This window comes from Bradyrhizobium sp. 23AC (assembly GCF_054863025.1).
The window spans coordinates 276,857-302,979 of record NZ_JAVAYN010000005.1 but is presented as its reverse complement, the minus strand read 5'-3'; the positions used below and the strand labels follow the sequence as shown (position 1 = coordinate 302,979).

Below are 26,123 nucleotides of genomic sequence, written 5' to 3'. Positions count from 1 at the left end.
CCCCCGCCGAGCCCCCGAATTAACACGAGCGGACCTCCTGTCCTCATTAGACGACCGCATGCATGCGCGCTCTCTCCTTGTTCGCGCTTCACGCAGGGCAATATCGAATCCGGCAAGTTTTCGTGTATCACGCCGCAACAAAGATGAAGTCATCATGGCCATTCGTTTCGGTTATCGATCTACGGGGTCCGAACTGACGTTTAGAGTACAAACGAGCGCGAGGAGGTCAGGTGTCATTCTCGGTCTATGAAATCACCGTTCCTGTCATGGTACATGGACTGAACGTGATGGATAAATATCTCGACGACGCTAAGGCGCTCGAACGGTCTAAAGGGTTTGAGGCCGGGAGGATTCTCGGCGAGAGGCTTGCGCCCGACATGCTCACTTTCGGAGAACAGTTCTCCGTGAGTTGCAATAAGGTCGAGGCACACATGGCAAAATTAATGCAAGAATCTCCGCCGGAACCACGCAACATCCCGATGTCGTATCCGGCGTTGAATAGGAGACTCATTGAAACTCGCAGCTTCCTGCAAAATGTGCAGCCGGACGCGATCGCCGGTGCGCAGTCTCACACATACGAACTTACGCCGCCTATCGTTCGTGGCTGGTTCGGAGGCAACGACTACATCCGACACCTAGTACTACCGGATTTCTTTTTCCATATCTCAGTTGCGCACGCGATCCTCCGGCAGCTCGGAGCCAAAATCGGAAAGCGCGACTACCTCGGCAATCTTGCTCAGCAGAGTGGCGCTGACTACTCGTGAGAGGCGGGCGCGGCGCGTGGCACGATCCGGCAAGGCAGCGAGGCGAGCTTGACGGATGCCGTAGGCGGCCACTCTGCGAGAGGGCATCCGTACGGCACGGTTTGGCGGCGACATACTAACCTTCCCCGCTTCGAGGACGGGCAGCAGGTTCGAACGCATCAGACCTTGCTCGCGGCCGCCGTTAGGTCGTCCGCCGGCAACTTTTGTGGCAGCAACGGGCGAAGTCGCCGCACGGCTAACGGGCGTGGTTCGGGTGGGCTGTTAGGCTTGTTTCGACGGCGAGAGGAAGTCCCTTTGTGTGAGTGGACCGGCGCCAACTCTTGCGATCGTGAGTATTCTACGCTTTCAGGCGGTCTCTTCGAGCGGTTAGATCCCACAAGGTGTGCGCTGAGACTCAGTGTATATCTCGACCACTCGTTTTCGTTATCGTTGCGCTCTGAAGCGCACGGGATTACTGGGAGGCGTTAAGATGACGATTTCAGCGACTCCGCCTCTATCGGCAATCTGCGCACTCGCTTGCCAGTCGCGTCGAAAATCGCATTGGTCACTGCAGCGCTAACAATGGCTGTCGACGCTTCACCAACGCCACCTGGCGCTTCCGCATTTTTGATCAAGTGCGTCTCCACAAGCGGCACCGCGTCGATACGCATCGGTAGATAGTTGTCGAAATTGCTCTGCTCGACGCGTCCATCCTTGAAAGTGATCGAGCCATGGAGCGCAGCGGTCAACCCAAAAAGCGTTCCACCCTCAACCTGTGCTTCGACCGTATCAGGATTGATGTACATGCCGCAATCAATCGCACAGACGATCCGCTTGACTTTAACAGAGCCATTGGCCCCCACCTCGACCTCGGCAACCTGCGATATGTAACTCCCGTATGCGTATTGTACTGAAATTCCGCGGCCATGCCGCGCGGGAAGGGGTGATCCCCACCCACCTTTTTCCGCCGCAAGCGACAGAACAGCGAGCGCTCGCGGATTGTGGCCAAGCAATCCCTTGCGATAAGCTACGGGATCCTGCTTCGCGGCATGAGCGAGCTCATCTATGAAGCTTTCGACTACAAAAACATTGTGAGTCGGTCCAACGCCGCGCCACCAAGATGTTCGAACACCGGGAGGCTCGACCCGGACAAAGTCGACGTGGATATTGGGCAGCGCATATGGCGGCACGGCCGCCGCTTCTACGGCATCGGGGTCCAATCCATCCTTAAAGTAAGGAGGATAATAGCGAGCCATGACTGAGGAGCCGGCGATCCGATGCGTCCAGGCAACAGGCCTGCCGGCCGCGTCAAGTCCGGCCGACAGCCGATCGAAATAGTACGGCCGATACATATCGTGCTGGATGTCTTCCTCGCGGCTCCAGATTACCTTCACCGGACCATCGATGTGCTTGGCGATCTTGACGGCCAGCACCGTACCATCGGCCTCCAGCCTGCGGCCGAAACCGCCGCCAATCAGATGATTGTGAATTTTGATCGCATCCTTTGGCAAGCCGGTGAGTTCGATCACCAGAGACTGGGTGATCGTAGGCGCTTGGGTCCCGACCCAGATGTCGCAACGATCCTTCTGCAGATGAACTGTGCAGTTCATCGGCTCCATCGCCGCATGGGCCAGGAAAGGCACCTGATAGATGGCATCAAGCCGTTGCGCCGATTTCGCAAGAGCCTTCCTTGCATCGCCATCATTGCGGGCGACCGCGCCCGGCTTTTGGGATTCCTCCTCCAATTGTTTGACGATGTCGGCGCTGCTGATCTTGCCGTTCGGGCCGTCATCCCAGGTGATGGACGCAGCCTCGAGCCCCTTCTTGGCTGCACCCGTGTGATCCGCTACCACGGCAACAGCCTCATCGATATTGACCACCTGTCGGACGCCCTTCACCGCCAGCGCGGCCTTCTCGTCGACTGTTTTCGCTTTGCCACCGAGCACGGGCGAAATAGCAACCACGGCAACCCTCATACCCGGCAGTCGCGTATCGATCCCGTAGAGCGCGCGCCCATCGACCTTTATCGCTGAATCCACGCGCTTGGCACGCGTGCCGATCAGAGTGAAATCCTTCGGATCCTTCAATTTGACGTTTGCCGCAGGCGGTACAGGCAATCTCGCCGCAACTTTCGCAAGTTCGCCGTAGCTCAGATGCTTCGAGCCCGATGCATCGAACACGACCCCATCCTTGGCGCGGCAGGTCGCTGGATCGACATTCCAGCGCTTTGCGGCTGCCGCGATCAGCAGATTGCGACCCACTGCCCCTGCCTGACGCAGCGGTGTCCAGAAGGCACGGACTGATGCGGAGCCACCTGTATTTTGAATGCCTATGATTGAATTGACGTAAAGCGCATGATTTGGCGGTGCATGCTGAACCTGAATCTGGTCAAGCCTCACTTCGAGTTCCTCAGCGAGAAGCATCGAGAGCGACGTGTAAACGCCCTGGCCCATCTCAATCATCGGAATGACCAGGGTCACGGCGTCGGTTGGATTGATCCGTACAAATCCGTTCGGCGCGAAAGTGCCCGTGACCTCGTTTTCGACCACCTGCGAGGCAGGTGCCGCGAAGACGGGCTCCGTGCTTGCACTGGTCAGCGCAAAACCAAGCAGCAAACCTGTGCCCTGAAGGAAGGCGCGCCGCGACATCGCTGTTTCATCGACAATCTGCTCTTTCAGAACAAGCTCATCCATGGTCTCAAACTCCTGCAGCACGCTTGATCGCGGCGCGGATGCGCTGATAGGTGCCGCATCGGCAGACGTTGCCCGACATGGTCGCGTCGATGTCATCATCCGTCGGCTTCGGCTTGTCCTTCAGCAATGCCGCCGCCGACATGATCTGGCCGGACTGACAGTAGCCGCACTGAACCACCTCGAGGTCCAGCCACGCCTTCTGCAAGGCCGCGCCCTCTGGCGCCTGGTCGATGGCCTCAATGGTGGTGATCGAGCTATCGCCGATGCTGTCGACCGGGGCCTGGCAGGAGCGGACCGGCTGACCGCCGACATGCACCGTGCAGGCGCCGCACAGCGCCTGCCCGCACCCGAACTTGGTCCCCGTCAGACCGAGCACATCGCGGATCACCCACAGCAGCGGGGTGTCGCCGTCGACATCGACATCATGGAGTGTGCCGTTGATCTTTAACGTGAAAGCCATGGATGCCTCGTGTTGGCTAGGGGTTAAGACGCAGGCGGTCGATCCGGGACCGCGCCGGCCGACTGCATGCATCAATGGGCACGGGTCCCTACGGACGAACGCGGATGATAGTCTTCCCCTTGCGCCGCTCGGGCCGGCTGAAAACGGCGACGGCATCGTTGAGGGTCGCAATGGCGCCGACGTTCGTCCGCAATCGTCCGTCCCGCACCCGCTGGACGATCTCACGCAGTTGGGCGCGATTGGACTCGACGACGAAATCTACCCCCAACCCGTTGGAGGGCCGTGCCTCGGTCGGCCCGGCGATGGTCACCAACGTTCCTCCGGCTCGAATCAGGGCCGTAGACCGCTTCCCGAAGTCGCCGCCGAAGACATCGAAAACCAGATCGACTGGGCCGACGTCTTCCAAAACATCGTTCTCGAGGTCGACGAACTCTTGCGCGCCGAAGTCGAGAGCCTTCTGACGGTCGGCACCACGTCCGGTGCCAATGACGTAGGCGCCGGCCTCACGTGCGAGCTGGACTACCATAGAACCGACTACGCCAGCCGCGCCGTGCGCCAGGACGCTCTGCCCCGCCTGGAGGCGGCCGTGCTCGAACAGTCCCTGCCATGCGGTCAGGCCGGGCATCGGCAGGCTCGCGCCCACCGCAAAATCGACATCGCCTGGCAGCGGCGCGAGGTTGCGGGCCTCGACTGCCACATACTCAGCCAGGGTGCCGTCGTGATACCAGTCGGCGAGACCAAACACTCGTTGCCCGACCGACAGCCCTGTCGTGCCGTAGCCGAGCGCGGTAACCACTCCAGCCAGCTCGTGTCCAGGGATCGAAGGTGTTCGGTTACGATCGAGGCGATCGGTCCAACTCGAGGGCCAGGTCAGCTCATCCCAGGTAAACCCTGACGCATGAACCTCAACTACGACGTCGTTTATTGCTGCCTGCGGCTGCTGCCGCTCCACGAGCTTCATCCCGGCCGTTCCGGCAGCCTGGTTGGTCACAATGATCGCCTTCATGGGAATTACCTCTTCGGTCATTTTGTCCGTTTGGTGGAGTCCTGTTCCGACCTCATCGCGCAACCTCACTCCGCCGCGGCTGCTATCGACTGGGTCGGCTTGCCCTCGTTCTTGCCTTCCGCGAGGTTGCGCACCACCATGTAGAAGATCGGCGTGAAGATCAGGCCGAACAGGGTGACGCCGAGCATGCCGAAGAACACGGCGACGCCGACCGCCTCGCGCATCTCCGATCCCGACCCGGTGGAGAAGACGAGCGGCAGCACGCCGAGGACGAAAGCGAACGAGGTCATCAGGATTGGCCGCAGTCTCAACCGGCAAGCCTCGATAACCGCCTCCGGGCGCGGTTTGCCCCTAAGCTCGATGTCCCGAGCAAACTCGACGATCAGGATCGCGTTCTTGGCCGCAAGTCCCACCAGCACCACGAAGCCGATCTGGGTCAGGATGTTAATATCCTGGCCCATGATGCGCACGCCGATCGTGGCCGCGAACAGGCACATCGGCACGATGAGGATCACCGCCAGTGGCAGGGTCCAGCTACCGTACTGTGCCGCGAGGACCAAATAGACGAACAGCACGCAGATCGGGAACACATACAGTCCAGCATTGCCACCCGTCACCTGCTGATAGGACAGATCGGTCCATTCGAAAGAAAAGCCGCTCGGTAATGTTTTATTCGCCAATTGCTTGATGGTGTTGAGCGCTGTCTTCGAGCTCACGCCTGGTGCCGGCTCGCCCTGCAGCTCGGATGCTGAGTAGAGATTGTAGCGCGCGACACGATCGGGCCCGGAGATATCCTTGAAGTCTACTACGCTGCCGAGCATAACCATGTCACCGCCCGCGTTGCGGGTGCGCAGCCGCGCCAAATCGGAGGCCTCTCTTCGGAATGGCAGATCGGCTTGCGCGGTGACGTGATAGGTGCGCCCAAACAGGTTGAAATCGTTGACGTAGGTCGAACCGAAGTAGGTCTGAATCGTGTCGTTAATGCTGGCGATGGGAACACCGAGCTTCTGCGCCTTCACGCGATCGATCTCGACGAATAGCTGCGGCGTATTCGCCGTGAACGGCGAGAACACCGACATTAGGTCTGGCGACTTTCGTGCGGCGGCCACGAGCTCATCCGTGGCAGCTCCGAGCAGCTCGGGACCGCGCCCCTGTCGATCCTGGATGCGGATGGCGAAGCCCCCGCCGGTGCCGATGCCTGGCACCGCAGGCGGTGGAATAACGATGATGAAGGCACCCTGGATCGCCGACAGCCGCTTTCGCAGATTCGCAGTGATCACGCTCGCAGTCAGACCCTTCCTAACCCGCGCCTCGGGATCGTCGAAGACGGGGAACAGCGCCGCGGCGTTGCCCGCCTGCGTGCGCGTCGCGCCCGAGAAGCCAGCAAACGCCGCCACACGGATGATCCCTGGTGTATCCAGCGCGATTCGCTCGATTTCCCGCACCACCGCGGTGGTCCGCACCAGCGACGCGGCGCCCGGCAATTGCACCGAGATGATCAGGTAACCACGATCCTGTGCCGGGATGAAGCCCTGAGAAGTGGTCGCGAGCAACCAGCCGGCGCCGCCGATAAGCGCGAGGTAGATTGCGAGCATAACCACCATATGTCGGATCACGAAGGCGGCGGCGGCCGCGTAGCCATCCGCCAGGCGATCAAAGATGCAATTGAACAGCGCGGTGAAGCCGTTCCAGCCACGCGCAACGATGTTCCAGCGTGCCGTTAGCCGCTTCCGCTCATGCGGAGTCAGAATCTGGGACGCCAGTGCTGGCGACAGCGTTAGCGAACAGAAGCAAGAGATCGCGGTCGCGACCGCGATCGTGACGGCGAATTGCTGGAAGAATCGCCCGGAGATGCCGCCGAGGAACGCAGTCGGCACGAACACCGCGCAGAGCACGAGGGCGATCGAGACCAGCGCGCCGCCGACCTCCTCCATCGTCTTGAGAGCCGCCTCGCGCCGGCTCATACCGACCTGTAGATGTCGCTCGACATTCTCCACAACCACGATTGCGTCGTCGACTACGATGCCGACCGCAAGTACGAGGCCGAACAACGTGAGGTTATTGATGCCGAAGCCGAGCGCCGCCATCGCTGCAAATGTGCCGACCAGCGACACCGGGATCGCGACAATTGGGATGATCGCGGGCCGCCAGCCTTGAAGGAATGCCAGCACCACGATGACCACGAGCCCCATCGCCTCGTAGATCGTCTTGATCAGCTCATGAACCGACTGAGCGATGAATTCGGTCGGATTGTAGCCGATGTTGTAATCGAGTCCCCTTGGGAAGCTCGCCTTGAGCTTCATCATCGTCTCGGAAATATGCTTCGCGGTGGCCAGCGCATTCGATCCGGGCCGCTGCGTCACCACCATCGCAACGGCTGACTTCCGTAGTATGAAGCTGTTGGTGGTGTAGGCAAGCGCGCCAAGCTCGATCCGCGCAACGTCGCGTAGCCGTACCGTACGCCCGTCGGAACCAGCCTTCACCACGATGTCCCCGAATTGCCTGATATCCTTGAGGCGGCCGGTGAAGACGAGGTTCGGCTGGAATGCGCGATCGGCAATCGGCGGCTCCGCGATCTGGCCGCCGGCGATCTGCAGGTTCTGAGCGCGGACCGCGGCAATGACGTCGCTCGATGTCATGCTAAGACTGGCGATCTTGTCGGGGTCGAGCCATAGTCGCATCGAGTAGTCGCGCGCGCCAAACATCTGGATGTCGCCCACGCCGTCGATCCGCAGCAGCTGGTCGCGCACCTGCAACAGTGTGTAATTTGAGATGTAGAGCTGGTCGAAGCTATCGTCGGGCGACAGCATGAACACGACCATCAGAATGTCGGGCGAGTTCTTGCGGGTGACTACTCCGTTGCGCTGGACCTCCTCCGGCAGCCGCGGCTGCGCGATCGCGACGCGGTTCTGCACCAGGACTTGGGCTTTATCCAGATCGGTGCCAAGCTTGAAGGTCACGGTTATGGTGAGTTGGCCGTTGGAGGTAGCCTGGCTGTACAAGTACAGCATGTCCTCGACACCATTGATCTCCTGCTCGATGGGAGCTGCGACCGTGTCGGACACAGTCTGTGCCGAGGCGCCGGGATATTGCGTGGTGACCGTAACCGTAGGCGGCACTACCTGCGGATATTCAGAGACGGGCAGTGTCTGGTACGCGATCGCGCCTACAATCAAGAGCACGATCGACAGCACCATCGCCAGAATGGGCTGACTGACGGAAAGACGCCCAAGATTCATGACTTACGGCCGCTGATCTCGACGCTGCGCGGGCTCACCTTAGCGCCAACGCGGGCGCGCTGGAGGCCGTCGATGATGACGCGGTCCTCCGGCTGCAGGCCTGTGCGAATTACACGCAATCCTTGATCCAACGGACCGAGTTCGCACGCACGCGCTTCCACAGTGCTGTCATCCTTGACTACGAACACGATCTTGCGCGACTGGTCGGTCGCGATCGCTGCATCTGGCAAAAGAAGCGCGTCATAGGGCGAGGAGCCAATCAGCCGGACGCGGCCGAACTGGCCGGACAGGATGGATAGATCGTGGTTCGGGATGATCGCGCGGCTGCGCAGCGTGCCGGTGGAGACATCGAGCCGGTTGTCGATGAAATCCATATGGCCTTCGTGCGATGGTTTTGTTTCGCCGGTCAGCGCCACCTGCACTGGATTAGGCGTATCGCGTGAGCTCGGCCGCTTACCCTCGAACCACAGCTTGTTGTTCTTGAGATAAGTCGCCTCGTCAACGTCGAAATATATGTACATTGGGTCCATCGACACAATCGTGGTAAGCAGCGTCGAGCCACCATTGTCGCTCCCCTGCACGAGGTTACCGACGCTCACGAAATGGCGGCTGACGCGGCCGGTGATCGGTGCCACCACATGCGTGAACTCGACATTAAGCTGGGCGGCCTTTAGCGCGCCTTCGGCGATAGTTTCGGCGGCGTGAGCGGCCTCCAAGGCCTCGCGACGCTGGTCGACGACTTGCTCGGAGACAGCACTGGTCTTTACGAGGGTGAGGCCCCGCTCAAGCTCGCGCTTGGCAAGCTGTGTCTTGGCGCGCGCATCGGCAAGCTGACCGTCGGCTTGGGTCGCCACCGCCTCGAAAGGGCGGGGATCGATGATGTAGAGCAGATCACCGGCGTGCACCATGTCGCCGTCTTTGAACTCGACACTGGTGACGAAGCCGCCGACGCGGGCGCGGACTTGCACCTCCTGGATCGCCGCGAACCGGCCGGTGAACTCGTCCCAGTCAGTGACGGTCCGTTTGAGCGGTTGTGCCACCGTCACCGACGGCGGAGGCGCCGCCACCTGCGATTGCGCCTTCTCGTTGCAGCCCGCCAGCGCAAGCGCAAACAGCATACAGATCGATGCGTCGACGCATCGACGAAAGCGACGAACCGGACGTCGGATGAACCGGATCGCCACAGCCATTCCGTCAGCCGCACTCACTTCCGACTCTCCCAAACGAGCTAGAGCGCTGAATTGACTGAGACAGGTCGACAGTGTCATCTTGCGGCAATCGGTCATTTTCGATCGATACAAAGGCAATTACCGCAGGACGGGCAGCAATATCTTGGAAGCAGATAACTTGGCTGACGGCACCGCCAAGAGACGCGACAGCCTCAATTGCGCCACTGCGTTGCATCTCGAGTCTCCAGCAGCATCGTGTTCCGCGTGTCAGTCCAGCGTTCAAAGTTGCGGTACTAAGATGCTTTAGAAAGTGACCCTGAAGCGCGGCGAAGGGAAATTACAATTCGCCATGGACTCGATAAACGATTGTTATTGCGGCTTTCCGATTGGCGTGATTCTATAGTCGGAATGCACGACCACAGCGCACAGTGAGCCCGGCGTATCCTTTCAGCAGACACTTCTGAGCCACGTTGAGTCGCCGAATCCGCAATAACGCCGTTATGACCCACACAACGTCGACGCTACTTAGGTCGCGAGCCCAGAGAGACGCTCATCCGCAATCTGCGCGAGCGACACGCACTAGGAACTGTAAAGTCCGCCACACCATCCAGACACCTGCGCATTCATCTATCTCCCAGCTAATCCTCCGCTGGCTATTATTTTTTTGCTAAAGATTTGAGGTGGCGGACAAAGCCGAGCACATCATCAGGCATCAGACGGCCGATCGCGCGGGTCGAATAGACGGCCGTCACCACCCGACCTTCGGGATTCAGGACGAAGCCGGTCGCCTGGAGGCAGACGGGATCGTCATTGACGAAGGCACCGGTCACCGCGGAAACCGCTCGCGCGTCAGCACCGTACGCGACAGGGAAACCAATTTCGTGCTTTTCGACGAGCATCTCCGACTGTTCCCGGTCGTCTACCGATACCGAGACGACCTTGATGCCTTCACCGGCGAATTTGTCCGCCGCGCGCGCGAAAGCGGCCAGCTGAGCGTTGCAGTACGGGCACCAGGAGCCGCGGTGGAATATAACCACGCCGAACCAACCTGCCAGATCGGCAGGCAAGTTGATTCTGCCGCCCCCGACGCGGGCAAAGGTAAGAGAGGGAAAACTGTCGCCGTTCTGTAGCATCACTATCGGTCTCACTGTTTGAACCGCATGGCGCTCAAACCGCCCGCGGCTTCGTCAAGAACGGTCCGCGCATCCAAGGACCACGTCAACTCGCTGATTCCATCTCCGGCGCGCCGATTTGGCGAGGCGGTTGTCTGGCATATCGAGCCTTCTAACTTCTCAGGCCGACATTGCATGTCGGTCTCAGGATCGAATTCTACGACGTTGGCTTGGAGAATGATCCCAGAACATCGGCGACGCAAAATCGCTTGTCGCCATAAAGTCAATAAACGATAGTTATTGCCGCCAGCCGCGCAGTACCACTTCGAGCCAGATGCGAGTGTCCGCGTCTGCAGAAACTCACCGCCTCGGCAATCGGTCACTGTCCCAGCCTGCAAGAAACCGCCGCCTATCATTCCGGACTGACATCGCAGCACGTCAATGATGTCGTGCGTGGCGTTGACGTGGAACGCCTAATCGACAGGTGCGTGCGGCACGTGGGTCCCCCCGCCGAACGATCAGAAAGGAGCCGCCTCTCCGTGCACCTTCGACCTCATAAGCACGATTGTCGCGTTGGAATGGAAACCATAACAGTCAGACATTTCCCCGTGAGATGACGCCAGCTTAGCATCGCTCGAGCCAAACGAGCCACCCCGAGGCGCGCAAAGCAAGGATTAAGCTCATGAAGATCCGGACCATCATCAGCGCCGCTCTAGCCTTCTCATTGACCGGCCCTATTTGCGCCCATGATAGCCGGGCGCAGACCGTCACGAAAAACTTCGAGGCGACTATTCCCAATATTTCTGGCAAGTCGCTAATTGCTGTGGAAGTCGATTACGCGCCGGGTGCGGCCTCTCCGCCCCACACCCATGCGAAATCGGCTTTTATTTATGCCTATGTGATCTCAGGCGCGATCGAGTCGAAGGTAAATGATAGCGGGACGCGCATCTATCGGGTCGGCGAGAGCTGGTCTGAATCTCCGGGTGCGCTCCACTCGATCAGCCGCAACGCAAGCAAGACCGAGCCGGCGAAGCTGCTCGCTGTGTTCGTCCTTGACACCAATGACAGCCCGCTCACCACGCCTAGCAACTGACGCTTTAGACGCAGTGAGACAACAACGGTTCTCAAGGAGCCAAAAATAGACGAGTGCAAGAGTTCACTCGGTTCACCGGCCTGCATCGCATTAACGCTCTTAGCCACACCGCTTGCACATTCACGGCAAGCCAACTGCGATAACCCAACGCAGATCTTCACTTGAGTCGATTGCTTAAACTACTTGCGCGACGTCAGAACCAACGAACCTCAATATTGCTATACTTGTTGATAACCAGCAATTCGGCCACTCAAAGTGCGCCAGCTAAGGCGTGTGCTCATAAATTGAGTGAGCCCGTGCGGCATGGCGAGGTCTGCGTACCCTCAAAAGCGGACATCTGCGGCGGACGAACGCATGTTCGCTAAAGGGCCCAAAACCAGACTTCTCGGAGTGATCGATCTTCCTCATCTCTTGTTGGCGACCGATGAGAATTTCTGAAGATCACGCCGCCGAACGCGCGGATGCCGTGGCTTGATCGTTGATCGGCAAAGTGAATTGCAGGGTGATGCCTGGTCCGGCGTTCGGGGTGGCCCATATGCGTCCCCCGTGAGCTTCGACAATCGAACGGCAGATCGATAGCCCCATGCCCATGCCGCCGGGCTTGGTGGTGTAGAATGAGTCGAACAGGCGTCCAAAACTCTCCGGGTTGAGTCCCGGGCCAGAATCCTGCACGGAGACGAGCACTCTGTCCGATGCATCTTTCCCAGTGCCGATCAGCAACTCGCGCGACCCTTCGCTGACACCGCTCATCGCTTGGACGGCGTTGATGATCAAGTTAAGGATCACTTGCTGCAGTTGGACTCGATCTCCTTGAATGAGCGGCAAGCCCTCCGCGAGTTGCGTCTGCACCGAGACATTGTTTTTCATCACTTCGCCACGGGTCAGGGCAATGACCTCAACGAGCGCTTCGTTGACCTCCAAAACATCCTTCCGCGGGGGCTCCTTCTTGACGAGGCTACGGATGCGGCCAATGATCTCGGCCGCACGATGTCCGTTTTCGACGCTACGACCAAGCGCGTCGCGGGCCTTGTCCAGATCTGGCGGCTGGGCACCCAGCCAGCGCAAGGCCGCCCCGGCATTGTTCATTCCCGCCCCGAGCGGCTGCATGACTTCATGTGTAATGGAGGCCGCCAGCTCTCCCATGGCAGTGACCCGTTGGACATGGGCAAGATCCGCCTGCGTCTGACGCAGGGCCTCGTCGGCGCGCTTGCGCTTGTACGCGGAGGCGAACAGGGCGGCCAGATCGGCGAGCACGAAACCGGCGATCCCCACCGCCAGGGGGGTCCGATCGAGGGTCGCGACCTCGTTGGCCCTCTCCGTCGTGGCCTGAGCGGTACAGATGGCCGCCCGCATGCCGGTGTAGTGCATGCCGGAAATGGCGACGCCCATGACGATGGCGGCCGCAAGCTTCTGCCCAGGGTCCGTGGTTCCGAACGCCAGCCACAGCGCCGCCACCGCCGCGCCGATCGCGATGAGTACGGAGAGCGCGAACCACAGGGGGTCGTAGCTCAATACGAGGGGTCCCCGCATGGCGGCCATGCCGGTGTAGTGCATGGCGAGGATGCCGAGCCCCATGAAGACGCCGCTGAGGACGAGGCGGGAGCGCCATGCGCCCGGGCGACTGATGACGTAGAAGCTGCCGCTTGTGCCAATGATCGCCAGCACGAGGGAAAGGACAGTCAAGCCAACATCGTAGGACACCGGCAACGGCAGCTCGAATGCGAGCATGGCGACGAAGTGCATCGACCATATGCCGCCTCCCATGGTGAGCGCGGCCGCCGCCAGCCAGATGCGGTGCGTGGGTCCTTGGGCCAGCGTGGGTCCTTGAGCCAGTGCCACACGTCCGCCCAGATCCAGGGCCGTGTAAGCCGCGAAGCCAGCGACCAGAATGGACAGGGCAACGAGATACGGATCGTACGTTGGGGTTATTACCATCGGGATCGTCCCCATTTCGGAGCAGAGACGAGCTAGGCACCATCCGAGGCATCACAACCGACATTCCCCGGATGCCGGCTCCTACGATTGCGCCACGCAAGGGCAGTTGTCAGCAACATGGGGCAAGGACTCGGTTGCCTCAAGGGCTACGATAGTTCAGCAGCGAGGCTGTCTCAAGCGAGGCGCGATCCGCACGGTCGGCGGCGGCACCGGTTCGGATGGGCCACCACCAGCCAGAACCCCGCGCAGGCCGTGGCTGGACACCCGAAGCCCGCGTTTGGTGGTGATCGGCCGGACTCGTATCATCAATGCGCGCACCGTTTGCCGGATGTCCGAGTCGGGTCATTGCAGACAGTCTCTGCCGGTCAGGCCAATGTCTGCTCTACGCTTGGATGCGGACCAATCCCGGGATTTATGATGGGGTGGACGCCCCGCCCGACGGCATCGATGTGCCAAAGTGGAGGTGTTGAGCACCACTTAAGGGAGGCGTCCGTGTCAGAGGTTATCACAATCGGTCTGGATATCGCCAAGCACGTTTTCCACGTTCACGGAGCGGATGAGCGGGGTCGAGCGATGTTTAGCAAGCGGATCAGCCGAGGAAAGCTGTTGGATTTCTTCGCAGCACAGCCGAGTTGCACGGTAGCGCTGGAGGCATGTGGTGGAGCCCATCACTGGGCTCGTCAGCCGACCCAGCTTGGCCACGAAGTTCGGCTGATCCCGCCCGCCTATGTAAAACCGTTCGTGAAGCGGCAAAAGAACGATGCGATCGATGCCGAAGCGATCTGCGAAGCGGCGCAGCGGCCGAGCATGCGGTTCGTGGCCGTGAAGAGCGAACAGCAGCAGGCTGCGGGTCTGGTGTTCCGAACCCGTGATCTGTTGGTGCTGCAGCGAACTCAGCTCATCAACGCGATCCGGGGACACCTCACTGAATATGGTTGGATCGCACCTAAGGGGCCTTCGCACGTCGCGATGCTTACCGACCTGATCGAGGAAGAAGAGATGGCCAGCTCGCTTCCCAAAGCGACCCACGCCATGTTCCGATTGATGTTGGGCCTGCTAGCCGAGCTCAATGGCAAGGTCGCGGACCTCGACCAGGAGATCGCGCGACGTGCTCGCGAAGACGAAGTATCGCGCCGGCTAATGACCGTTCCCGGCATTGGCCCAATCTCCGCCACCGCGATCGCGGCTCTAGCACCGCCGGCCGAGACCTTGCCAAAGGCCGTGACTTCGCGGCCTGGCTCGGTCTCACGCCTCTTCAAAGATCGACAGGCGGCAAGCAGAAGCTCGGTGCGACATCCAAGATGGGCGAACGCACGCTCAGACGCCTCCTCATCATCGGCAGCAGCGCGGTCGTGCAACAGGCGAGCAAACGCGGTGCGCCAAGGGGTTCGTGGCTCGAACAGATGCTGGCTCGCAAACCGCGGATGCTGGTAACCGTCGCGCTCGCGAACAAGATGGCGCGGATCGTCTGGGCGCTACTCGTCAAGTGCGAAAACTATAGAGCTCCGGTTGCCGCCAAGGCGTAATCTTGGCGGGCCAGAGGTCGTCAGAGGTGTAGTCGGTCGAAGGAGTGTATGGCGCAACAGTCGGCGAGACGGGGCCGGAAGAACCAGATGTACTCATCGTGCCTAGAGCACGCATTTATGATTTGGTTCCGGTCCGCGAACTCCCATACGGGCCCGCAGCTTCATCGCTGCACCATCAGAGGCCGGACAGATGGCCGCATCCGACCACGTGCCGCACGTCTTCAAAAATCGCTTGCATCTCGCGGGGCGTCCACAGATGAGTACACGCCCTAACAACGGCGGTCTGAGGCGGCTTCGGCATCCTGCAAGACTGCACGGACTTTGACACATCTACCGTATTTGTGTCAGTGCGCCGTCTCAAGGAGCTCCCGTCGGTTGGAGCGGCGGCGCATTAGATTAAGTGAGTTTGCAAGCGTACATCGCAAAGTTCAGAGAGAACACAGCTCTCCGCGGTGCTCGGACTAATCATTCATGCGCCGGGAATCATAGACTGAAGCACTTCATCGCGCAGATAAACGTAGTGGAAGAGAGCCGCGGCTGTATGCACGCAGGCAACCCAGAGGATGGTGTAACCCAGCGTGGTATGTATTCCCATGATCAGATGACCAAGACTACGCGCCTTCGTGATCTGGGGAGCGATGTCGAATCCGGGAAGGGTGACGGGGATCCCCTCAAGCCAGGTACCAAGCACGGCCGTCGTAGGAATCGCAATGAGCAACACATAAAGCGCGAAGTGGACGAGCTGCGCGGTTAGGGTCATCCATCGCGGCATCGGCTGCTTCACTGGCGCGCCGCCGATCAGGCGCCATATCAACCGCAGTGCGACGACACCAAAGACAAGAACCCCGAGCGTCTCGTGTATCCTTCGGAGCCCGTCCGCGGAGGCGGAATAGAGCGAGTAGCCATCGCCACTGCTCAGCACATAAGCAACAAGAACCAGCATGACCGTCAACCAATGGAACAATCGGGCGCCGGCGCCGTAGCGAGAAGAAGTGCTGCGCAAAGCGATTACCTAACTTTAAGAGCGCTGCGGCATTTGATGAACTGTTGCGCCGCGTTGCGAGAGATGTGAGCGCGGATTACCTCTGGTTCAATATGCCGGCGGACAACTCGTTGCCTTCCGCTTGGTCGCGTCCCGTTGGCGGCATTTAGCATTTGAACGACGCTGGTTGAAGAATGACCCTGTAACTGCGGCGCGTGAACTCACCTTTAGCCATAGATTCGATAGGCAATCGTTATTGCCGCCTCCGCGGCGTGGCGACGTCATAGCGTGGAATGCCTGCAGGCCCAAGAGACCCGCGCTCGCGCCTTCGGACAACTCGACTTGGCTCGTTCCACGACGCCGCTCGCTTACCGTGTCGCCAACAAGGCGATCGGCATACGGCAACCTGGATCTCTGGAGACGCGACGGGTGACATTCCTCGCCACGACGCCGTCGGTCGCCAATAACGGTCGTCTATCGACTCTATGTCGAAAGGTGATTTCCTTTGGCGGTCTTGCAAGCTCATTGTCCAACGCGTCGTCGACCGCAGCTTTCAAAGGGCGTCACCAACACGCGATCAGTTCGAGAAGCCGGGAGGCTCACATGCAAAGCAACGGCGTAATACCGACCTCAGTAGGTGGTAAGGTCGGCTATTTCGGTAGGCCATGGAAAGATGGTGACCGGTACGTAACGGCGATCAAGATTGGCGAGACGCTCCATGCCTTCGGCCCGCCCAGCCACAAAGAAGTGTACAACTTGATCGCGGCGGATTTTCTCGATCAAGCCGCCCGGTTGCAGCGCCGCTGACGTCACGCTTTTGGTGCCCTCAGGGCAACGCTGAATAACGTCGTCGAGGAGACGGATGATGTCAGGTAGCCCTGCAGCAATTCCACTTCGCGCGCTCCCTCCGGATGACCGCGTTTTGGCGCGGGTGCTCGCGGCGTACGTGGCGTCGGCCACAATCTGGCTTGTATTCGCCACGGCCGTGGGGCTCCTCGTCAGCTTCAAATTCGCTTACCCCGATTTCGCGACCACGCCGACGCTGTCGTTCGGTCGGCTGCGCGCGATACACACCAGCGGAACATTTTATGCCTGGGCGAGCCAGGCGCTGATTGGGCTTGCGCTGTTCGTCGCTGCTCGCAGTTCTGGCGTAAGGCTCTACAGCGAGCGCCTCGCATGGATCAGTCTTGCGCTCCTTAATCTTGCCGCGGTACTGGGCACGGTCACGCTCGATCTCGGGTTCACCTACGGCCAGGAGTATCGCGAATGGCTGTGGTGGATTCGTGTAATCCTTGGACTTGGTTTGATCACCGCGGCCTTGAATATGATCGCCACTGTCGAGCGCCGGGATGGCGAGCATATCTATATTTCTAACTGGTATACTATCGGCGGCACACTGTGGACGATTGTTATGGTCGCGGTGTCGATGTTGCCCTGGTATCAGTACGGCCTGGGTCAGGTCGCGGTACAGGCCTTCTTCATGCATAACGCCGTCGGACTATGGTTCACGCCTCTATCACTCGGTGTGTCCTACTATGCGCTGCCGAAGCTCCTTAACCGGCCGATCTATTCATATTCTCTAGGCGTCTTTGCATTCTGGACCAACCTCATCTTTTATCCCATCATCGGCGCTCATCATTTTGAATTCAGTCCACTACCATGGTGGCTGCAGACTACAGCTATCGTCTTCAGTGTGGCCATGCTCGTTCCAGTGTTGAGCGGCTCCGCAAACTTCCTTCTCACCTTCCGGGGGACTCACGAATGGATATATCGCTCGCCCGCGGTTTTCATCCTCGTCGGCGTCTACGGCTATTTACTGGGTTCGGCGCAAGGCACGCTCGAGGCATTTCGTTCGCTGCAGCAGCTTTGGCATCTGACGAATTACACGGTAGGGCACTCGCACCTCACGATGTATGGCTTCGTCACCTTCGCGATCTGGGGCGGCATCTATGCACTGTTGCCGCGCGCAACCGGGAAGTATCCCTACAACCTAGCGATGGGCATTCATTTTTGGCTGTCTGCCGTCGGTGTAGTCATCTATGTTGCGGCGCTGTCGGCCGCCGGCACCATTCAGGGGTTCGATTGGTTCCGAGGACTCACCTTCATCCAGTCGGTCGAAGATGCCGCGCCATACTGGATGTGGCGCTCCATCGGCGGCTCCCTGATGTTCGCCGGCCATCTAGTCTTCGCTTTCAACGTCTGGACGATGACCTACGGTAGGTCCTGCGCCGAGCTTGCAGCAGCCAAGACGGTGCCAGCATGAACAGGACATTGGCCATTTCTGGCGGTTCAACGCTGATCTACACTGGATTAGCGGTTCTTATGGGCGTGCTGCCGGGGATCTGGCTGTCGAAAGTACCGCCAACGCCGGGCCTTAAACCACTAACTCCGATTGAGGCGCGGGGGCGAGATGTTTATGTCTCAGAAGGCTGCTTCTATTGCCACACTCAGCAAGTACGTCCGCTCTCCGGAGATAAGCCGTTTGGCCGTCCGTCTGCTCCGGGCGATTATGCCTACCAGACTACGGAATTGCTAGGCTCGGAGCGAAACGGTCCAGACTTAAGCAATATCGGCACGCGGCAATCAAGTAGCATATGGCAGTACATCCATCTCTATCAACCGCGTGCAGTTGTACCGCAATCGATCATGCCGGCCTTCCCTTGGCTGTTCAGGACTGTGGGCAAACTACCTCCAGGGGAGAAAGCGGTGCCATTGCCGCCCCAGTTCGCGCCAGGGAGCACCGTCATCCCCAACGACGACGGCAAGGCGCTAGTTGCCTATCTGTTGTCGCTGAAGCAGCCCCCGCTCATTCCGACACAGTCCCGCGCTGCGACTGAGAGCCCTTCGAGCGGATCCCTGGGGTTTGACGCCACCAAGGGTGCTGCATTGTTCGCCGACAATTGCGCATCCTGCCATGGCGCGGAAGGCAAGGGTGTGCCGGGAACGTTTCCGCCGCTCGCTGGAGATGCGGTGGTTAACGACGCCAATCCCACTGCACATATTGGCGCTGTGCTGCACGGACTTAGCGGGCACGTAATCAATGGCCAGAGCTATGAAGCGCAAATGCCGGCATTTGCCGATCAACTGTCTGATCAGCAGATTGCTGACATCATAGATCACGAACGATCCTCGTGGGGCAATCGTGGTGCCTTAATCAGTGCGGCTGATGTCGTCGCGGCCCGCGCCAACGAACCATTGCAGAAGCAGACAACGACGCCGAAACAGGTCTCGCCGGTAGCGGCGCCGGCACCGACGTACGATGCTGCGGAAGGATCGAAGCTTTTCGCCGACAACTGCGGCGTCTGTCACGGTGCCGAGGGCAAAGGCGTTCCCGGCACATTTCCGCCACTTGCCGGCGATCCGGTCGTTAATGCCACTGATCCTGCCGAACACATCACCACCATGCTGCGCGGCCTTAGCGGCAAGGCCATCGACGGCCAGAAGTACGAAGTGGAGATGCCGCCGTTCGCTGACCGACTCTCTGATCAGCAGATCGCCGATATCATCAATCACGAGCGCACGTCATGGGGTAACCACGGGCCGTTGGTGACGCCTGCCGAGATCACGAAGCTCCGCGCCGAACAATAGGAGGCGACGATGACCGATGCGATTACGGCCTGGATTCTCTCGGCGCTCGGCTACCTCTGCACTTCGCCTGCGACCGCTGGTGGCGCTGGCGGTCCTAGCCTTGCCGGACCACTGCTCGGCAACGTTCTGGTGGCGGGCGGGGCCGGGCTCGTGACACTCAGCTGCATCGTGGCGGCGGTGTGGATGCTCATCGCCCCCGGCGAACGGGATCCCAATCATCCAAAATATCGGGTCCTGCATGCCGACCGTTAAAGGAATGCAGCACGTGTCCGATCCGCGCATCCGAATCTATCTCGACGAAGCGACCGATCCCGTGACTGATCAGCAGCCGCCAGCGCAGATAGCGCTCGACACAAAGAGCCTTGCCGACGGCGAGCACGCCCTGCGCATCGAAGCCCAGGACGCCACCGGCCAGGTCGGCGTCCGACGCCTCCGATTCCAGGTTCGCAATGGCCCGGGGATCACAGTTAGCGGGCTTGGTGATGGGGCCCTCGTTCACGGTACGCTGCGCTTCATAGTCAACGCGTTTGGAGCCGAAGAGCCATTCGAGCCGCACCGGGCGGAATCGCCCTCGCCGATCCCTGTTTGGGTGTGGGTGCTGAGCCTCCTGATCGTTGCTTGGACCGCCTGGTATATTGCAACGCTTTGGAACGTTCCGGCGGACTACGCCAAAACGCCAACCTACTCCGCGTCAATGAATCCGTTCAAATAGCGCGCCGCGAGGAAAGCAAGCTTAACGATGAGGGGCCTCGCCCAGTAGCCGGGATCAAGCTCACATGCCACGCACCATAGTCAACAAACACGGCTTCCCCGGCGTCAGGAAGCGGTCGGACTATACTAGGCGGCGAAAGCCCTACTACGCCCGCATCAGCAATGGTTGCGAAAACTTCATCTATAGCAAGAACTTCGCGACGGCCGAAGAGGCCGCTTCGGAATATCAGCGAATGAAAGCTGAAAAATCATCGCCGCTATCGTCCGAGGACTATCCGTCCGCATCCTGCGGCGAGCTACTCAACAAATAAGAGGTTTTATCATGGAAATTCGCCTCGGCACCAGGCGAAGTGACCTGGCCCGCTGGCAAGCCAGTCACGTCGCCAATCTTATTCACGTCGTCGAGCCGGCCGCTGAGGTAAGAATTGTCTTCACAAGTTCGGTTGGCGATAGAGATCGACGGTCGTCCTTTCAACAGTTTGGCGGAGTCGGAGCATTCACGAAGGAGAGCGAAGATGCGCTTATGCGCAAAGAAGTTGACCTGGTCGTTCATTCTCTCAAGGATCTTCCGACTAGATTGCGGCCGGGCTTGGTATTAGCGGCTGTTCCCAAGAGGGAGGATCCTCGTGACGCGATTTGTGGCGCTACTCTGGATCAGCTACGACCGGGGCTACGCGTCGGCACCGGATCAATTCGCCGCAAAGCGCAACTTCTCGCTCTATGCAGTGGTCTCGATGTTCGACCCATCCGTGGGAATGTTCCTCCAAGGCTTCGTAAGGCAAAGATCCGAGACGGAATAGACGCTACTCTATTGGCAGCGGCAGGGCTGTCCCGGCTAGGGCTGCTACATGAGGCCTCACAGGTTCTAGACGCTAATGTCTTTCCGTATGCAGTCGGCCAAGGCGCTCTTGCGGTCGAAGCTCGCGAAGAGGATACGGCATTCATAGCAGTGCTTAAGAAGATTGAAGATCGGAGATCGCGCACCGAAGTAGATGCAGAGCGCGCCTTGATGAGAAGTCTCGATGCTGGTTGCGGCTTACCCGTCGGTGTTTCCGCCACATGGGTCGCCGGGACATTAATGCTTCGAGGACAGGTGACTCATCCAGATGGCCACACGAAGATTGCTGATGAATCGGTTGGTCCGGCCGATCAAGCCGAGGCGATAGGCATACGTCTCGGGCGCAAACTTCTTCAGCAAGGTGCGGACGAGATACTGAAGACCGTACATCGTATCATGGAAGAGCAAACGCCAACCTGAATTCGATGCCTGGCAGGACGACGGACTCGGGGCCTGGCAGACAGCATGCGATTTCAGCGCGATCAGCTGCAAAGCCTAACGCTTGGCCCACCACCTAAACGCAAATCTGGCGAGCGCGTTTGTTGCCCAGCGCGCTCGCGCCCTCCTCCGCATTCGTGTCGGCGCGTCGGGTCAATCTTGACCTTGCTGAGTGACGCTGAACATAACTTTGTCAGGCTGCAGCCGCCTACATTTCAAGCGGGGCATATGCGCCTTGGCCCAAGGGTCATTGCCCGGAACACGGCGACCTTAATTCGGCTCGCCGAGCACGAACGTGAAGGGCACAACGAAGAGCTCATCGCCCTCATCATCGCTGACATGCAGAACCCAATCGCGCCAATCCTCGAGGCTACGCTCTCTTGTGAGGGAGTGTACGATACGGTTCGCACGATCCCGCGCTTCAGCGAGATCGTCCACCACGGCGCCGCGGCGATCGACGAAAACCTTCTTGGTGTTCGAGCAGTGGAAATATACGTGCGTCATTTCGACTCCTTCAAACGCAACCGTTGGCCACGATACTGCAGCGTTGCTGGTTTCATCGACGACGGGATGCCGAGAGATCTCGACCGGGTGCACCCCAGGCTTCACGCTCGGTTGTGAAACAAGCGCACTACCTCGTCACACTGGCAGGTAGGGCGAATCATCTCCCTTCCATTTTCCATAAGCGCCGCAGGCTATTACGATTTCATGCCGACGCTCCGCGACGCATCTCCGATAAGCTCCCGGTGCGTAGCTCCCCAGAGCAGGACAGTCCCAACGGCGGCAGAAAGAAGCGAGGCAGCGAACACAGCAATTTTTGCGGCCGAGAAGTCCGTGGCGCTTGGAAATGCCTGACCGGCGATGAAGAGCGACATCGTGAAACCAATCCCAGCGAGGGCTCCTGCCCCGCCCAACTGCCGCCACGTGTACTCGTCCGGCTTGACCGCTATGCCTGTGCGCACGGCCGCGGCGGCCGCGAGGAAGACGCCGAGCGGCTTTCCTAAAGCGAGACCAGCGACGATCGCGGTCGTGAGCCGACCATGGCCTACGAAGACGCCTGGGTTGATCGTCACTCCGGCATTCGCCAATGCGAAGATTGGGAGGACAGCGTAGCTCGATCGCGCGCCGGCGTATCGTAGCAGCCGATCGGCGGGCGACTCGAGTCTCTCATAAATTGCGTCGAGCGCGTGCAGAGCCGAAGTGGAGGGACCGTGCCTGAGAACTTCGCCCTCGTGCCGGGCCTCGGACGCTATGATGGTGCTCGCCTGCGTCATCAGGGCGGCCAAATTGGCGGGCGGTCTCGTCGGAATGAACAACGCAAGTACCACCCCGGCCAACGTAGCGTGGAGGCCGCCCGCGTATACGGAAACCCACAGCGCACCGCCCAACAGGATGTAGGGCGAGAGAAGGTAGACTCCAGATCGGCTCAGCAGCACCAGCAAAACTACAACTATCGCGGCCGCAGCAAGGTAGGCGGCATGGATCTCACCGGAGTAAACCGCAGCGACGACGACGATCGCGCCGATGTCGTCAACGATGGCCGTCGCGGTGAGGAAGATACGCAGCTCGACGGGAACGCGGGAGCCCATCACAGCAATCAAGGCAACGGCGAACGCGGTGTCGGTTGCCATCGGGACACCCCATCCGTGCGACCACGGCCCCGCAGGGATCACTAGCGCATACAGAAGCGCCGGTCCGACCATGCCGCCGAGCGCGGCCGCGATCGGAAGCGCGGCCGAACGACGGCTTGCGAGATGGCCCACCGTCATCTCGCGCTTGACTTCCAATCCCACGACCAGGAAGAACACTGTCAACAGCCCGTCATTGACCCAATTAAAGACCGGTATCCGAAAGGCTACGTTGCCCAAGCTCACGCCGAACTCGCGACGCCAGAGCGCCTCGAAGTGCGGCCCGATAGGCGAGTTCGTCAAGACGATCGCCGCCACGGCCGCGAGGACGAGCAAAATTCCGGCGGACGGGCCCCAGCTCGCAAAATCCAAGGCAGCCGTCCGGACTCGATGGCCTAGCGTGCCAAGCATCGCATCAACGAAAGAACTCTCGTCCCAGGGCCCGTCGTAACGCCGGCGGTTGATGTAGAAGGTCGGCGTGACTCTCACTCCGCTCGCGCGCGCGCTTGCGATGTCCAACTCCACTCTCGACCTCGCGCGCCGTACGGCTTCGCTGTCGCTAAGCGAGAGGTCGGCGTTCACACCGAGGTCGGCGGCCACCGCGAAGAGATCATCTTCTGTGAGCTGTGCCGATCTCGTCATAAGCTTGATGTGTGCCCACCAGAACGCTTCGGGCGTTTCAGCAAGCTCCACGATCTGTGCGGCCCGAAAGGAAAGGCTGTTGTCTGTGAGCGGCTTGTGACGGAACACATAGCAGACACGGTCGCCGAGTTGGTCGCGCGCCTGCGCGATGAGGTCGTTGGCGGCCCTGCAGTGTGGACACGCGTAGCTGCCGTACTCGACTAGCGAGATCTCGGCGTCAGGGGACCCGAGCACATGCTCCGTATTGTGATCAACCGGACGATCAAGTCGGCCTGATGGGAATACGAGCTTCATCACTGAGCCGGTCCGGTGTGTTCGCGCCTGGCCACGACCTCGGCGCCGCCGTCGCGGTGTTGAAGATTTGAAATACGCCACCATCGGGTGATGGCGTGTATGCAATCACGGTGTCGACGAGGCTGCAGGAGAGCCCAGCTGACTGCACGCGCGGCAGGAAGAGCCGCACCACGGTTGCGACACCCCGCCCGCTCTCTATCCAGACCGCGCCATCTTGTCTGTCGGCGAAGTGCCGGACCTGGGGAGTCCGGTGCCGCTACCTTTGAGCTTTGTCGTGAAGTATGGGATGAAGGCCTGCGACAGAACATTCTAGGGCATGCCCTCTCCGTCGTCGGCGACGAAAATCTCGACAAACTCTCCGGCCGTGCCGGCGGAAGACTCGATGTTCCGCGCCGCGACAGTAATCACGCCGCCGGTCGGCATTGCATGGGCCGAGGCGAAGTACAGCTGTTCCGGGTCGGCATTGAAGGCCCATAACTCAGGGGCGATTTCCGTGCGGACGGAAACGTCTGGCCGCAACACCCCGTCAAGCTTCCCCGCTATCACTGGGAGCCGACTGCCTGTTATAGATCCACCATTAGACTTTGGGCGCGGTCTCGCTGCGTCGAGGAGCTGCCGGCTAAGCAATGCGCTTCGTGTGATCGCTTCCTGCATTTTGTCGAAGATAGCCTTCCAGTACGCATCATCGCTCTGACGCTCGACTTCCCGCAGACCGCTCCCGATTACGGTGAGAAGGTTATTGATTTCGTGGACGAACTGCGTCACGTCCGCTATCCTCGCCGCCCTTGGCCCCCCGCCAGCGAACGCGCCTCGCGAGTCGCGCGGCGGATCGGTATTGCGCAAAATCCCCGATACCTCGCCGTCGGACCCGACGACTTTGATCTCCACACATCTAAACGTGCGGGCGCCACCACCATCGCGCACGCAGCTCATCCTTCTGACCGCACGCTCCACTTCAATCGCAGCACCGCTCCCGTCCACGAGCACGACCACGTCCTCCAGCAGCGGGCGTTCGACGGCGCCGGGGAATGTCTCGTCGATGTGCATTTCGGGATCTCCTGGCATCGGATCGTTCCGAAGTATCGTCGGCAACTGCGGCCACGGTCGAGAACGGGCGATGATGGATTTAGATTGGGCCAACGACGGTGGAAACGAAAATCACCTCTCGCCATGAAGTCGATAGCCGGCTGTTATCGGAATAGCTCTGCCGCGGTTCATCCGAGTTCTCAGTAATAGCAATGGCGCCGCGGGCGCCTCGTTAGCCAGAAGCGCCCGCCTACATCCCGCCGCGGCCGGAAGCGCGAGTACCATTACGGCAAAGCATTGCGAGGACCTGCCCCATACTTCGCGGTTCCCCACCCGCAAGGATATCCGGACGCCGAGGACGTCGGCGAAGCAGCGGCCCGACCGCTTCAGGCACCAATGCTAGTGCGCGCAACAAATTACCTGAACTAGCAGCGCCATCGCGCCGGGCTCCCTTGGACCACGAGAGCCATGGTCGGCCAGTGTCTTCCTTAAAACTGAAACGGACGTTCTTTACATAGCATTCGAGCTTGCCGCCATCGTGCTTTCGCCCGTCGTGCGATCGCGTGGTCCCTTACATGATTGTCTGCTCGTCAAACCGGCGGTTCTGGCTTGTAACGCCAAGTCTTCGCAATACCACACCCAGCACGTCTCGCCGGCACCATCAGCAGACTAACCAAATGGTGATCGGATGCCGGACCTAGAGAACAGCAATTGAGGTTGCGCGTGCCAACTTCCCACGATGACTACGTCGCGCCTCGCGTTGAAGACAACGCGTTTCTCACTCTGTTGATGAACGACGACAGCTGCCGCATCCGCAGAGACTTCTACCCCCTTGGGCCAGCAATTGGTGGCGCTTCTGACTGTTGCTTCACCTAGCGGTCCGCCAATAATGGTCGTCTATCGACTTCATGGCGAGAGGTAATTTCACTCACCGGCGTTGCAATGTCATTCTCCCCGCAGGGCTCAACTGTAACAGGATCTGCCATGAAGGCTCAACTTC

The 26,123-nt window shown here is 59.9% G+C and carries 20 protein-coding genes and 1 pseudogene; 10 read left to right on the top strand and 11 right to left on the bottom strand.

Annotated elements, in window-relative coordinates:
• Positions 1 to 230 precede the first annotated feature (230 nt).
• Positions 231 to 764: a DUF1993 domain-containing protein gene (locus tag RAD10_RS15110; RefSeq protein WP_461618127.1), complete on the top strand. Its 534-nt coding sequence runs from the start codon at positions 231 to 233 to the stop codon at positions 762 to 764.
• Between the two features lie 464 nt (positions 765 to 1,228).
• Here RAD10_RS15110 and RAD10_RS15105 read toward each other — a convergent pair whose 3' ends face one another.
• The 6 genes from RAD10_RS15105 to RAD10_RS15080 form a co-directional block, all read right to left on the bottom strand.
• Entirely contained in the window at positions 1,229 to 3,436 is a 2,208-nt protein-coding gene (locus tag RAD10_RS15105; protein WP_461618126.1) for a xanthine dehydrogenase family protein molybdopterin-binding subunit, read from the bottom strand.
• A gap of 4 nt (positions 3,437 to 3,440) precedes the next feature.
• Positions 3,441 to 3,896 (bottom strand): (2Fe-2S)-binding protein, encoded by a 456-nt coding sequence (locus RAD10_RS15100; protein WP_461618125.1) that lies wholly within the window; start codon positions 3,894 to 3,896, stop codon positions 3,441 to 3,443.
• Positions 3,897 to 3,984: 88 nt separating this feature from the next.
• The gene (locus tag RAD10_RS15095; RefSeq protein WP_461618124.1) at positions 3,985 to 4,902 is read right to left on the bottom strand and encodes an NADP-dependent oxidoreductase; all 918 of its coding nucleotides are present in this window, start codon (positions 4,900 to 4,902) and stop codon (positions 3,985 to 3,987) included.
• 65 nt (positions 4,903 to 4,967) lie between these two features.
• Positions 4,968 to 8,141 (bottom strand): efflux RND transporter permease subunit, encoded by a 3,174-nt coding sequence (locus RAD10_RS15090; protein ID WP_461618123.1) that lies wholly within the window; start codon positions 8,139 to 8,141, stop codon positions 4,968 to 4,970.
• Complete coding sequence (locus tag RAD10_RS15085) at positions 8,138 to 9,331, bottom strand: efflux RND transporter periplasmic adaptor subunit (RefSeq protein WP_461618250.1); 1,194 nt, start codon at positions 9,329 to 9,331, stop codon at positions 8,138 to 8,140. The genes RAD10_RS15090 and RAD10_RS15085 overlap by 4 nt, the downstream gene beginning before the upstream one ends.
• Positions 9,332 to 9,966: 635 nt before the next feature.
• On the bottom strand, positions 9,967 to 10,443 hold the full coding sequence (locus RAD10_RS15080; protein ID WP_461618249.1) for a redoxin domain-containing protein: 477 nt from the start codon (positions 10,441 to 10,443) through the stop codon (positions 9,967 to 9,969).
• A 661-nt stretch (positions 10,444 to 11,104) separates the two neighbouring features.
• Here RAD10_RS15080 and RAD10_RS15075 point away from each other — a divergent pair.
• Positions 11,105 to 11,515, top strand: coding sequence for a cupin domain-containing protein (locus RAD10_RS15075; RefSeq protein ID WP_461618122.1), 411 nt, complete (start codon positions 11,105 to 11,107; stop codon positions 11,513 to 11,515).
• A 441-nt stretch (positions 11,516 to 11,956) separates the two neighbouring features.
• On the opposite strand, the gene RAD10_RS15070 is transcribed toward RAD10_RS15075, so the two are convergent.
• Positions 11,957 to 13,450: an MHYT domain-containing protein gene (locus RAD10_RS15070; protein ID WP_461618121.1), complete on the bottom strand. Its 1,494-nt coding sequence runs from the start codon at positions 13,448 to 13,450 to the stop codon at positions 11,957 to 11,959.
• A 492-nt stretch (positions 13,451 to 13,942) separates the two neighbouring features.
• On the opposite strand from RAD10_RS15070, the pseudogene RAD10_RS15065 reads away from it, so the two are divergent.
• A pseudogene (locus tag RAD10_RS15065) lies at positions 13,943 to 14,976 on the top strand (IS110 family RNA-guided transposase).
• A 469-nt stretch (positions 14,977 to 15,445) separates the two neighbouring features.
• Here the strand turns inward: RAD10_RS15065 and RAD10_RS15060 are convergent.
• On the bottom strand, positions 15,446 to 15,919 hold the full coding sequence (locus RAD10_RS15060) for a cytochrome b (RefSeq protein WP_461618120.1): 474 nt from the start codon (positions 15,917 to 15,919) through the stop codon (positions 15,446 to 15,448).
• Between the two features lie 642 nt (positions 15,920 to 16,561).
• On the opposite strand from RAD10_RS15060, the gene RAD10_RS15055 reads away from it, so the two are divergent.
• The 7 genes from RAD10_RS15055 to hemC all read left to right on the top strand — a co-directional run bounded on the left by RAD10_RS15055 (position 16,562) and on the right by hemC (position 21,515).
• Entirely contained in the window at positions 16,562 to 16,765 is a 204-nt protein-coding gene (locus tag RAD10_RS15055; protein ID WP_461618119.1) for a hypothetical protein, read from the top strand.
• Between the two features lie 55 nt (positions 16,766 to 16,820).
• A complete protein-coding gene (locus RAD10_RS15050) occupies positions 16,821 to 18,221 on the top strand; it encodes a cbb3-type cytochrome c oxidase subunit I (RefSeq protein WP_461618118.1) in 1,401 nt (466 codons plus the stop codon).
• Entirely contained in the window at positions 18,218 to 19,546 is a 1,329-nt protein-coding gene (locus tag RAD10_RS15045) for a c-type cytochrome (RefSeq protein WP_461618117.1), read from the top strand. Before RAD10_RS15050 ends, RAD10_RS15045 begins: the two co-directional genes overlap by 4 nt.
• 9 nt (positions 19,547 to 19,555) lie before the next feature.
• Complete coding sequence (locus RAD10_RS15040) at positions 19,556 to 19,798, top strand: hypothetical protein (RefSeq protein WP_461618116.1); 243 nt, start codon at positions 19,556 to 19,558, stop codon at positions 19,796 to 19,798.
• Positions 19,785 to 20,258: a cytochrome C gene (locus RAD10_RS15035; RefSeq protein WP_461618115.1), complete on the top strand. Its 474-nt coding sequence runs from the start codon at positions 19,785 to 19,787 to the stop codon at positions 20,256 to 20,258. Before RAD10_RS15040 ends, RAD10_RS15035 begins: the two co-directional genes overlap by 14 nt.
• Before the next feature lie 64 nt (positions 20,259 to 20,322).
• On the top strand, positions 20,323 to 20,568 hold the full coding sequence (locus tag RAD10_RS15030) for a hypothetical protein (RefSeq protein ID WP_461618114.1): 246 nt from the start codon (positions 20,323 to 20,325) through the stop codon (positions 20,566 to 20,568).
• Between the two features lie 11 nt (positions 20,569 to 20,579).
• Positions 20,580 to 21,515, top strand: coding sequence for a hydroxymethylbilane synthase (gene hemC, locus RAD10_RS15025; protein ID WP_461618113.1), 936 nt, complete (start codon positions 20,580 to 20,582; stop codon positions 21,513 to 21,515).
• A 288-nt stretch (positions 21,516 to 21,803) separates the two neighbouring features.
• Here hemC and RAD10_RS15020 read toward each other — a convergent pair whose 3' ends face one another.
• From RAD10_RS15020 to RAD10_RS15010, 3 genes are all read right to left on the bottom strand, one after another.
• A complete protein-coding gene (locus RAD10_RS15020; RefSeq protein ID WP_461618248.1) occupies positions 21,804 to 22,037 on the bottom strand; it encodes a DUF6894 family protein in 234 nt (77 codons plus the stop codon).
• A 194-nt stretch (positions 22,038 to 22,231) separates the two neighbouring features.
• Complete coding sequence (gene nhaA / locus RAD10_RS15015; protein ID WP_461618112.1) at positions 22,232 to 24,097, bottom strand: Na+/H+ antiporter NhaA; 1,866 nt, start codon at positions 24,095 to 24,097, stop codon at positions 22,232 to 22,234.
• 309 nt (positions 24,098 to 24,406) lie between these two features.
• Positions 24,407 to 25,144, bottom strand: a complete 738-nt coding sequence (locus RAD10_RS15010; RefSeq protein WP_461618111.1) for a nitrogen regulation protein NR(II) — start codon at positions 25,142 to 25,144, stop codon at positions 24,407 to 24,409.
• Positions 25,145 to 26,123 lie beyond the last annotated feature (979 nt).